Genomic DNA, 11,110 nt, shown 5'->3' with positions numbered 1-11,110 from the left:
GCCGCACCTATGACGCGGGCGGACCGGTCATCGCGCTGAACGCCCACGGCGACGTGGTCCCGCCCGGCGAAGGCTGGACCCACGACCCCTACGGCGGCGAGATCGTGGACGGCAAGCTCTACGGCCGCGCCTCGGCGGTGAGCAAGTGCGACTTCGCGACCTTCACCTTCGCCACCCGCGCCATCGAGGCCTTGCGGGCACAGGGCGAGGTGGTGCTGAAGGGCGGCGTCGAGCTGCATTTCACCTACGACGAGGAATTCGGCGGTGAACTCGGCCCCGGCTGGCTGCTGAAACACGGTCTGACGCAACCCGATTACGAGATCGCCGCCGGCTTCAGCTACCAGATCGTCACGGCGCACAACGGCTGCCTGCAGATGGAGGTCACCGTCCACGGCGTGATGGCGCACGCGGCGATCCCCGAGAGTGGCGTCGATGCGCTGCAGGGCGCGGTGGCGATCCTGAACGCCCTCTACGCCGAAAACGCCCGCTACAAGGCGACGATCCGCTCGAACGTGCCGGGCATCAGCCACCCGTACATCAACGTCGGCCTGATCCAGGGCGGCACCAACACCAACGTGATCCCCGGCAAGGTCGTCCTCAAGCTCGACCGCCGCATGATCCCCGAGGAGCGCCCGGCCGAGGTCGAAGCCGACATCCGCCGCGTCATCAACGCGGCGGCGGCGAGCCGGCCGGGTGTGTCGGTCGATATCCGCCGCATGCTGATGGCCCACGCGCTGCAGCCGCTGCCGGGCAACCAGCCGCTGGTGGATGCGCTCTCGCACCACGGCGCGGCGGTGTTCGGCGAGCCCATCCCCGTGTCCGGCACGCCGCTCTACACCGACGTGCGCCTGTACTGCGAGCGCGGCATCCCGGCGGTGATCTACGGTGCCGGGCCGCGCACAGTGCGCGAGTCCAACGCCAAGCGGGCCGACGAGCATCTGGTGCTGGACGATCTGCGGCGGGCGACCAAGGTGGTGGGGCGGACCTTGCTGGAGATGCTGGGCGGTTGAGGGCACCCGCCCGCCCGGCAGGCGAACGGCGTTCCCGGTCGGTCAGGGCGCTCCCGCCGCCACGAACCTGCGCCAGCGCAGGACCAGTCCAGGCAGATCCTGCACCGTGGCCGCACACAGGTAGCCCCGCGCAAACGACGCGCTGCCCGCCAGCGCCGGCTCGCGCAGGGCGAGGTCGCGCAGCAGCAGGTCCGCGACAGCGGCATCGTTGAGGCCACCGAGCAGGTCCTGCAGCGCGCCGAGTCGCCGGAGGCGCCGCCGGACCTGTCTGGCCGGCTGCAGAGGCAGGAAGAACTCCGTGGCGTAGCGCAGTTTCTTCGCGGCGATCCGCAGCCGATGCCGCTCCTCGGCCCGGTCGGGGTGCAGCTGGTCGCCAATCTCGACCAGCCGCTCATGGCGCCGGCGCAGCATCCGCGCTGCCCGCGGACCGATGGGCTGGCGCAGCGTCTGCTGCAGCGCGTCGTCCGGCACGGCTTGCCAGGGCGCGGCCTGCAGCCACGCGGTCAGGTCGCGCATCAGGCGCGCACAGCGGGCCGATTTCACCGCCACTGCGGCCAGTGTCCGCATGGCCTGGGCGTGGGCAGCTGCCGCTTCCTGCAAGGCGGCGAGTCCTTCCTCCGGCGGACAGGTGGCGACCAGCGAGGCCAGCGTGCCGTCGGCCAGCACATCGGCGTCGCGCGCCGTGCCCAGCCGGACACGCAGCCACCCGAGTTCGGCCAGCAGGTTCGGCGGCACGGCGATCCACCGGCCGAACAGGCGCAGCACCAGGTGCAGCCGGCGCAGGCTGATCCGCATCTGGTGGACGCTCTCCGGATCGACACCGCCCCTGACGCCCTTGGCGTGGCGCTGCAACTGGGCCAGGCCGTCACCGACGATGGCGCCGAAGGCCTGCTCGACCGTCATTCCGGCGGCCAATGTGCTGGAGGGTGACATCTGGAACTCCGGTTCGGCGCCCGTCGTCGGCTGGCTCTCCGCCACCCGCGCCACCTTGTGCAGCATGCGCGCTCGGGCCTTGTCATGCAACAGCAATTGCCGGTCGCGCGCAGGCGCGATGGACGCACTTCCATGGATCAACAAAACCCGCCAGACACGGCCTGCCACGATGTCATCGACATGGCGTGCCCGGAAATGCACAGCCCTCGGGCATCATCTCGCCATGCCGCCCGTCAGCCACCTCCTCATCGTCAGTGACGACCTTTCCCGGCGCGACCAGATCGTCGTGGCCCTGAACGCCGCGGCACGACCCGACGATCCGGTGCAACTCAGCGCCTTTGCCAGCGACCCGGGCGAGCCGGCGCTCGACGCCGTTCGCCGTGACGGTGATCTGCACATCGTCCTGATCGACCAACACGACGCGGCCGACCGCCGGGCTGTCCACCTCGCCCAATCCATCAGCCGGCTGCGTCCGGAGCTGTCGCTCTACCTGATGCTGGAAGACGACGACACCAAGCTGCTGGTGGAGGAGCTGGCCGGTGACGCGGTGGATGGCTACTTCTTCCGCAGCGAGACCGACCACGCCGGCTGGCTGCGCATCCTCGCCGCCGAGGTGATGCAGACCGCGGCCACCCCGTTCTACGACCAGCTTCGCCACTATGTCGCGCAGGCCAAGGACAGCTGGCACACACCCGGCCATGCGGGCGGCGATGCGTACAAGGCCAGTCCCTGGGTGAGCGACTTCCACGCCTTCGTCGGCGAGCAGATGCTGCGCGCCGACCTGTCCGTGTCGGTGCCGATGCTCGACTCGCTGCTGCACCCGACCGGCGTCATCGCACAGGCACAGCGCCTGGCCGCGCAGGCGTTCGGGGCGCGCAAGACCTACTTCTCCACCAACGGCACGTCCACGTCGAACAAGGTCATCGTCCAGACGCTGCTGACCCCGGGCGACAAGCTGCTGCTGGACCGGAACTGCCACAAGTCGGTCCACCACGGCGTGATCCTCTCTGGTGCGCGGCCGGTGTACCTGGATTCATCCGTCAACGAGCGCCACGGCCTGTTCGGGCCGGTGCCGCGGGTGCGCGTGTTGCAGGCGATCGCCGACCACCCGGACGCGAAGGTGCTGATCCTGACGAGCTGCACCTACGACGGTCTGCGCTACGAGCTTGCGCCGATCATCGCTGCGGCACACGCGGCCGGGATCAAGGTCCTCGTCGACGAGGCCTGGTACGGCCACGCGCGCTTCCATCCCGCGCTGCGCCCGACCGCGCTGGAGGCTGGCGCCGACTACGTGACGCAGAGCACCCACAAGGTGCTGTCCGCGTTCTCGCAGGCCAGCATGGTCCACGTGAACGATCCGGACTTCGACGAGCACCTGTTCCGCGAGAGCTTCAACATGCACGCGTCCACCAGTCCGCAGTACGGCCTGATCGCGAGCCTGGACGTGGCGCGCAAGCAGGCGGTGATGGAGGGCTACAAGCTGCTCGACCGCTCGCTGAAGTTCGCCGCCGAGTTGCGCGAGAAGATCAACACGACCGGGGCGTTCCGGGTGCTGGACCTGGACGACCTGCTGTCCGACGAGGTGCGCGGCGACGGCATCCGGCTCGACCCGACCAAGCTGACGATCGACATCTCGGCCTCTGGCTGGGGGGCGGACGAGTTGCGCGGCGAATTGATCGAGCGCTTCAACATCCAGATCGAGAAGCACACGCACAGCACGCTCACGCTGCTGCTGACCATTGGCACGACGCGCAGCAAGGTGTCGCGGCTGTTCGACGCGATGCTGCGCCTGGCCCGGCAGGCGCAGCAGGAGCGCCGCATGCCACGCCCGACCGCACGGCTGCCGAAGATCCCGCACTTCACGCGGCTGGCCTGTCTGCCGCGGGACGCGTTCTACGAGGAGGGCGAGCGGCTGCCACTGCTCGACGACGCTGGCCAGCCGAACGCGGCGCTGGCGGACCGCATCTGCTGTGACCAGATCGTGCCGTATCCCCCGGGAATTCCGGTGCTCGTACCGGGGCAGGTGGTCGATGCGGCCATCCTCGGCTACCTCGCGCGGCTGCTGCAAACGCAGAAGTCGATCGAGCTGCACGGACTGGCCATGCACGATGGGGAGCTGCATCTGCGGGTCCTGACCGCCGTCGAGATGGGTGCGCTGCGGGCGCTGGACGGAGCCGCCACGGCTTCCGTCAGTTTGGGTGGGTCGGCTCCGGATGCACATCGGCCACTGCCAGGCGGGCCAGCGCAGAATCGGTCAGCGTGAGGCTGGAGGCGGCGAGTGTGGTGGATCGTGCCGTTCGGCCGGTGAGGCGCAGCCAGACCTTGCGCAGCATGACGCTGGGCTTGAGCCGACCGGTGGCCAGGCGCGCGCCGATGTCGAACACCCGCAGCCAGCCGCTGTAGATGATCGCGGCACCGTGGGAACTCGGCACTGCATGCGCGAGTGCAAGCATCGGCCAGGCCTTCCAGAGGATCGGTCGCCACGCAGCGGCCTGGTGCAGGTGGTCGATGGCGACCTCGCGGTGTCCGGCACTCAGTGCGCGGTGCGCCACGGCCAGGCAGTAGTGCCGGCGCAGCAGTCGGATCTCGGGGTCGGTGTTCGCCAGTGGCCCGAAGTTCTCGTCGAAGCACGACAGCTTGTTCACCTCGAACCGGTAGGCGCCGGCGCCCGTGGCCAGGTGGGACTGCGCCAGTGTCTGGTTGCCACCGGCCCGCTCGTACTTGATGGCCAGCGGCACGGCGATCAGGTTGGCGCGGAAGTGGCGCGACAGGATCGCGAAGTAGCGCAGGTCTTCGGCACTGCGGTGGGCGATCGAGAAGAAACCGGCGGTCTCGATGGCGTGGCGCGTGCAGACCGTGGCCGGCAGCCAGTTGAGGTAGCCCCAGCGCATGTGGGCCAGGGTGTGGCCGCTGTAGACCACGGCGTCGGACAGCCCCAGACTCCGCAGGATGTCTTGGCCCCAGTCGCCGATCGGTTCCTTGCGTTCGTAGATGCGCAGGTAATCGTCCTCGATCCCTGGCGGCAACTCCAGCGAGTTTGAACCGATCGACCGGGCAAAACCGAGGTAGATGTGGCCGATGTCGTAGCGGCTGTGGTGGATGGGTGCCGAGCCGTCGCCCAGGTCCTCGTGGGATTCGGTTGCGACCCATTGCTGGTCAGGGTGGGTGCGCAGGAACGCGGTGGTGAGCGCGAGGAACTGCGGTCGCCACTCGTCATCCGAATCCATGAAGGCGACGAACCGGCCGGTGGACGCCGACAGCCCGGTATTGCGGGCCGCTGCCACACCCTGGTTGGCTTGGCGGATGAACCGGATGCGTGGATCCAGCCCCTCGAGCCGCTCGATCGTGCCGTCGTTCGATCCATCGTCGATCACCAGCAATTCCCAGTCCCGATGGGTCTGGACAATGATGCTGGCAACTGCGCGCCCGATCACATCGACACGGTTGTAGGTGGGCAGGATGATCGAGACTTCTGGCACAGGCTATTTCCCCCGGTTTGTTTTGCAAATGGTCCGGTGCAACTTCCCGAAACCATGAAAGCATGATATTCGCCTTGGCTTGGGGTTCGCAAACGCTCCGCTTCAGTCTGGTCGGGACACACTGAAGCCAGTAGTCTGAATTTGCATATTTCTCAAATATGAAAACACAAGCAGTGACTATTTCGTAAATACCCTGATTCAGCAGGACGCAGCGCTGCCGATAACCGGAATTCACCCCTTCTCCAAGGAGTCACTTCCGTGCCCAACTGCCCGACCTGCATTGCTCCATTCGTTCAGCGCGCCTGTACGCTCCCGGCCATGCCGGAGGTGGCGCACAAGCTGCTCCAGTCGTTCGACCGCGAAGACCTGCCACTGCCGGAGATCGCTGGCCTGATCGGCCGGGACCAGACGCTGGCGGCCAAAGTGCTGCGCCTGGCGAACTCGTCGCGCTACTCGCCGTCGCACACGGTCACCTCGCTCGGAGAGGCATCGGCGGCACTGGGCCTGCGGGCGCTGCGCGACCTGACGCTGTCTGCGAGCATGGTCGGGGCGTTCCCGGCACTGAAGGACTTTGACCGGCTCTCGTTCTGGCGCGGCACGTTGGCCGTGGCCGCCTATGCCCAGCCGATCGCCCGTGCGCTCGATCTGGACGAGGACATGGCCTATCTGGGCGGACTGATGCTGCGCACCGGTCAGCTGCTGATGTGGATGGTGGATCCAGACCATGCGCGGGCAGTGGCCACGCGGGCCGTCGAACTCGACAGTCTCATCGGCTACGAAACGATCGAATTCGGATGCGCCCACCCGGAGGTCACGGCAGAGCTGGCACGGCACTGGAAATTCCCGGCCGTGCTGGTGGATGCCTTCCGGGCAGCGAACCAGCCGATGGAGACACGGCCGTTCTGCCGGCTGGCGGCGGCACTGCGGCTGGCCAGCGTGGTGGCGGACTGCCGAGAGCGCGGGCAATCCGTGTCGGAGGGCCTGCTGTCAGTGCAGGGCGACCTGGTGGTTCACCTTGGCCTGGACCTGGACTGGCTGGAGCAGCACCTGCCGGCTCACGAGCTGGCGGTTTCCGGGGTCGATGCGTTGATGCACTGACGCAGCGCTGCTGCGCACATCGGGCGGCCGAGCTGGAATCCCTGCAGCTCGTCGCAGCCCAATGCCCGCAGCGCGGACGCCTGCCGGTCGTCCTCGATGCCTTCGGCGGTGCATTGCAGCTTCAGGGCACGGGCCAGAGCAATGACTGCCCGCACCAGTGCGAGTTGCTCGATGGCGTCTGGCTGCTGCAACGGACGGACGAACGACTGGTCGATCTTGATGCGGTCGAAGCGGAACCGCTGAAGGTAGGACAGCGAGGAATAGCCGGTACCGAAATCGTCCAGAGCCAGTCCGACACCGAGCAGCTTCAGCGCCGAGAGCTGTGCCAGCGCGGTCTTTTCCTCGGCCAGGGCCGACTCCGTCACTTCCAGTTCCAGCCGATGGGGTGGCAAGCTGGATTCGCGCAGGATCTGCCGCACGTCCTCGACGATCCGCGGATCGTGGAGCTGGCGCACGGAGAGGTTGACGGCCACGCGCTGTGATGCAGGCCATGACGCGGCTTCGGTACAGGCTTGGCGCAGCACCCAGGTGCCGATCGAGGTGATCAGCCCGGACTCTTCGGCGAGTGCAATGAATTCACTCGGTGCGATGGTGCCCAGCCTGGGATGGTGCCACCGCAGCAGGGCTTCGGCGCCAGTGAAGCGCCCGGTGCGGGCATCGAAAACCGGCTGGTAGTCGAGGTCGAGTTCCTGCCGGGCGATGGCGTCGGCGAGTTCCCGTGTGATCAGCGCACGGTGCTGTGCACGTTGTCCGATGGCGTGGTCGAACACCTGCAATCGGTCTCGCCCGGCCGCCTTGGCCGCATAGAGCGCCATGTCCGCCGAGCGCAGCAATTCGACATCACTGTCGCCATGCTCCGGCGCGTGTGCCAGTCCCAGACTGGCGCGCACATCCACCCGAAGCACACCGAGCTGGAATGGATTGCGCAGCGCCACGAGCATTTGCTGGCCGATGGCTTCCGCGCGATCCGGTTCGCCATCGTCCAGGAGGATCACGGCGAATTCATCGCCACCGAGCCGCGCCAGCACCATGCCAGGCGCGGCGATGCCCGCCATGCGCAGAGCGACGGCCTGCAGCAAGGCATCCCCGACCGCGTGACCGTGGGCGTCATTGATGTCCTTGAATCCGTCCAGATCGATCATCAGCAGGGAGATGGGGCGCTGTCCGACGTCCGTCGCAAAACAGGCGCGCAGGTGTTCCTGGAACCCCCGCCGGCTCGTCTGGCCGGTCAGTCCATCGGTGTTGGCCAGACGCTGCAGTTCGCGTTCATGGTTCCGCATGGCGGTGATGTCCGTACCCAGGCCACGCCAGCCCTGCACGAGACCGGTGGGGTTCAGCAATGGTCGTCCGCCCAGAGTCCACCACTGGCGCTCGGCACCTGGCTGCAAGGGTACGACCAGATCGCGGAACGGCTTGGCGCTGCCGAACTGCTCGGCCAGCACCCGCAACGCTGCGTGACCGTCCGCGTCCTGCGTTTCAGTGGCCAGCACCGCCACCAGCGACTGTCCCCGCAGATCGGCTGCCGGCGCACCCAGCACTTCCGACATGCGTGGCGAGGCATGGGTGATCCGGCCCTGGGCATCGGTTTCCCAGAACCAGTCCTGCGACGAGCCTTCGAACTCGCTCAGCAGCAGGCTGACCATGTGCGACTGCCGCTCGGCCTCGAATTCGGCTTCGCAACGCCGCACGAATTCCCGGGACGTCACCAGCATGTCCTTGGACAGCACCAGGATGTAGGCGACCATGGCCAGCGCGACCAGCCGGTCGGTGTCCCGGCCGCTGAACCAGAGCGTGGCGACGTTGGTGATGCCCAGCGAGCCCAGCCAGACCAGTCCGATCTGCGGATTCCGTGCAAACCCCAGCGCGCCGGAGCACAGCACGCCGCAGGTGATGAGCCCGATCAGCAGCCGCAGCGCATCGGTGCCGATCAGATACAGCCAGGACGCGACGCCCTGGTAGAGAAATCCGGCCACCAGGGCCTGGAATAGCCGCCGCGATATCACGTCCATGCGTGCCTTCAGCGGCTGCGACCAGCTCCACCGCGATCCTCCGATACCGGCGACGGGATTGAGCAGCAGCGCGCCCAGCCAGAGCGTCGATGCGGCGTGGCTCAGCAAGGGGCCCGCCGCGATGACGATCAGTCCGGCGGCCGCCAACATGGACAGGTGGTTGATCCAGTGCCCGCTGCGCCAGGTCTCGATCTGGCGCTCCTGCAGTTGACGGCGCAGTGGTGCTTCGGCGCTGGTGGTCTGCCAGCAACCTTGTATTGCACGTATTGCAGTGTGAATCCATTTTTTCACACGTGATTGCGCTGTTGTTTGGTAATTCAAGCGATGAATCCTGCATGGGCGGCCAGAGATTATCTGTGGTCGCAACGATGGATTCCCGAGTTTTTGCTGTCAGGTGCGCGAAAGGCAGTCAAGATGCCACACGTGGCTCGAATTGATAATTCAGAATAGTTCTCCCTGATTGGGTCGTCGTGACTGTACCGGTGCCCGCGGTGGTTTGAACTGGCTGAAGTCCAGCGCCGGCACTTCGCGCACCAGGCCGTGCCGGTGCGCGGCACCGAGCATGCGCTGGCGGATCAGGTCGGCCCAGAGGCCGTCGCCCTTCATGCGGGTGCTGAAGTCGGCGTCGTAGTCACGGCCGCCGCGCAGATCGCGGATGCGCTCCATCACGCGGTGAGCGCGGTCCGGGAAGTGTTCCTCCAGCCAGTGCTGGAACAGCGGATTGACCTCCCAGGGCAACCGCACCACGGTCCAGTGCAGCGATTTCGCGCCGGCACCGGCCGCGGCTTCGATGATCTGCTCGATCTCCGGTTCATTGATGAACGGGATCACCGGCGCCACGTTCACGCCCACCCACACGCCCGCATCCGACAGCGCCCGGATGGCCGCCAGCCGCCGGGCCGGTGCACTGGCGCGGGGTTCCAGGATGCGCGCCAGACCGTTGTCCAGCGTGGTGAGGCTGATGAAGACCAGCACCTGCTGGCGCTGTGCCATGTCGGCGAGCAGGTCGAGATCACGGACGATGCCGCCCGACTTGGTGACGACCGAGAACGGATGCTGCGCCTCGTGCAGCACCTCGATGATCTGGCGCGTGAGTTTCAGGTTGCGCTCCACCGGCTGGTAGGCGTCGGTGGCGGAGCCGAGGTTGAGCGGGCGCGGGGTGTAGCGCGGCCGGCGCAGTTCCTCGCGCAGGCGGTCTGCCGCGTTGGTCTTGGCGAGGATGCGGGTCTCGAAGTCCAGTCCCGGCGACAGGTCCGCGTAGCTGTGGGTCGGGCGGGCGTAGCAGTAGATGCAGCCGTGCTCGCAGCCCCGGTAGGGGTTGATCGACAGGTCGAAGGGCACGTCCGGCGAGTCGTTGGCGCGCAGCACGCTCCTGCACGGCTCGTCGATCACCTCGGTGCGGGTGACGCGGGTGCGGTCGTCCTCGGCGCGCTGGTCCAGACTGCCCCAGCCGTCATCGACCGCGTTGCGCGCCTGGCGTTCGTACCGGCCCGCGATGCGCCAGGCCGTGCCGCGGCCCTTGACGCTGCCTGGTCCGGGCAGCAGGGACGCTGGCTCGGGCGCCAGATCGTCCGGGAACAGGGTCGGCGGCGCCGCGGGAGGGCGACCACGGCGCACGATCCTGATCGGGGCATCGGTGACGGGGCGTTTCATGTCGCCCAGTCTGCCACAGACCTGTGTTTACATACAGTCTCAGGCGGTGCCCAAGGCTTCGATCTGCTCGCCCAGTTCCATCCAGCGCAGCTCCAGTTCGGCGATGCGGTCGTCGAGTTCCTTGAGCTTGCGGCCCTGCTCGGCGCGCGCCGTTGGTGACAGACCGGTGTCGCCCAGGGCGGCGAGCACACGGGCGTGGTCCTTCTGCGCGGCCTCCAGCGCCTGTTCGGCCTGCTGCTGTTGCTTTTTCAGTGGCTTGGTCTGCTCGGCGAGCTTCATGCGGGCGGCGGTCTGGGCCTTGCGGTCGTCCCGACTGGCGAGGGAGGGGGCTGGTGCTGCCACCACTGGCGCTGCGGTGACCGGGGCGGGTGCGGCGACCGGCCGGCCCTGCATCGCCCGGTCTTCCTCGCGGGCGCGCTTGGCCATCTCCTTGCTCTGTTCCAGCAGCCACTTCTGGTAGTCGTCCAGATCGCCGTCGAAGGGCCGCACCTCGCCACCGGTGACCAGCCAGAACTCGTCGCAGACCTCGCGCAGCAGCGCCCGGTCGTGGCTGACCAGCATCACCGTGCCTTCGTACTCGTTGAGCGCCATGCTCAGCGCCTCGCGGGTGGTCAGGTCCAGGTGGTTGGTCGGCTCGTCCATCAGCAGCAGGTTGGGGCGCTGCCACACCAGCATCGCCAGCACCAGCCGCGCCTTCTCGCCGCCGGAGAGCGAACCCACGGCCTGTCCCACCATCTCGCCCGTGAAGCGGAAGCGGCCGAGGAAATCGCGCAGCTCCTGCTCGCGTGCTGCCGGGCCGATGTCGCGCGCCAGGCGGACCATGTGCGCCAGCGGGCCTTCCTCCAGCCGCAGCACGTCGAGTTCCTGCTGCGCGAAGTAGCCGATCGACAGGCCCTTGCCTTCCTGGATGTGGCCGCCGAGGCGCTGG

The 11,110-nt window shown here is 67.6% G+C and carries 8 protein-coding genes; 3 read left to right on the top strand and 5 right to left on the bottom strand.

Going from position 1 to position 11,110, the window contains the following annotated elements:
* Positions 1-1,010: M20/M25/M40 family metallo-hydrolase (locus AB3X43_RS05450; RefSeq protein WP_369428856.1), on the top strand; the 1,010-nt coding region annotated here is incomplete at its 5' end.
* Between the two features lie 42 nt (positions 1,011-1,052).
* On the opposite strand, the gene AB3X43_RS05445 is transcribed toward AB3X43_RS05450, so the two are convergent.
* Positions 1,053-2,009 carry a CHAD domain-containing protein gene (locus tag AB3X43_RS05445; RefSeq protein ID WP_369428855.1) on the bottom strand — a complete coding sequence of 319 codons (957 nt, stop codon included), beginning with the start codon at positions 2,007-2,009 and terminating at the stop codon, positions 1,053-1,055.
* A 157-nt stretch (positions 2,010-2,166) separates the two neighbouring features.
* Here AB3X43_RS05445 and AB3X43_RS05440 point away from each other — a divergent pair, with 157 nt between their 5' ends.
* Complete coding sequence (locus tag AB3X43_RS05440; RefSeq protein WP_369428854.1) at positions 2,167-4,206, top strand: aminotransferase class I/II-fold pyridoxal phosphate-dependent enzyme; 2,040 nt, start codon at positions 2,167-2,169, stop codon at positions 4,204-4,206.
* On the opposite strand, the gene AB3X43_RS05435 is transcribed toward AB3X43_RS05440, so the two are convergent.
* Positions 4,133-5,422, bottom strand: coding sequence for a glycosyltransferase family 2 protein (locus tag AB3X43_RS05435; RefSeq protein ID WP_369428853.1), 1,290 nt, complete (start codon positions 5,420-5,422; stop codon positions 4,133-4,135). The genes AB3X43_RS05440 and AB3X43_RS05435 overlap by 74 nt on opposite strands.
* Positions 5,423-5,680: 258 nt before the next feature.
* Between AB3X43_RS05435 and AB3X43_RS05430 the strand changes: the two genes are divergently transcribed.
* Complete coding sequence (locus tag AB3X43_RS05430; RefSeq protein WP_369428852.1) at positions 5,681-6,520, top strand: HDOD domain-containing protein; 840 nt, start codon at positions 5,681-5,683, stop codon at positions 6,518-6,520.
* Here AB3X43_RS05430 and AB3X43_RS05425 read toward each other — a convergent pair.
* The 3 genes from AB3X43_RS05425 to AB3X43_RS05415 all read right to left on the bottom strand — a co-directional run.
* Positions 6,478-8,820, bottom strand: coding sequence for a putative bifunctional diguanylate cyclase/phosphodiesterase (locus AB3X43_RS05425; protein WP_369428851.1), 2,343 nt, complete (start codon positions 8,818-8,820; stop codon positions 6,478-6,480). The two genes, AB3X43_RS05430 and AB3X43_RS05425, sit on opposite strands and share 43 nt — an antisense overlap.
* 150 nt (positions 8,821-8,970) lie before the next feature.
* Complete coding sequence (locus tag AB3X43_RS05420; RefSeq protein WP_369428850.1) at positions 8,971-10,182, bottom strand: PA0069 family radical SAM protein; 1,212 nt, start codon at positions 10,180-10,182, stop codon at positions 8,971-8,973.
* 39 nt (positions 10,183-10,221) lie between these two features.
* Positions 10,222-11,110: ATP-binding cassette domain-containing protein (locus AB3X43_RS05415; protein ID WP_369428849.1), on the bottom strand; the 889-nt coding region annotated here is incomplete at its 5' end.

The organism is Sphaerotilus sp. (assembly GCF_041083715.1).
Lineage (GTDB): Bacteria > Pseudomonadota > Gammaproteobacteria > Burkholderiales > Burkholderiaceae_C > Sphaerotilus.
Note: the sequence above shows the minus strand (reverse complement) of the source record. Positions and strands in the feature narration are given on the sequence as shown.

What these genes read in the sequence shown, in the direction of transcription:
- AB3X43_RS05445 (WP_369428855.1), bottom strand. Translation starts at nt 2,009, where the DNA reads ATGCTGCACAAGGTGGCGCGGGTGGCGGAGAGCCAGCCGACGACGGGC.
- AB3X43_RS05440 (WP_369428854.1), top strand. Translation starts at nt 2,167, where the DNA reads ATGCCGCCCGTCAGCCACCTCCTCATCGTCAGTGACGACCTTTCCCGG.
- AB3X43_RS05420 (WP_369428850.1), bottom strand. Translation starts at nt 10,182, where the DNA reads ATGAAACGCCCCGTCACCGATGCCCCGATCAGGATCGTGCGCCGTGGT.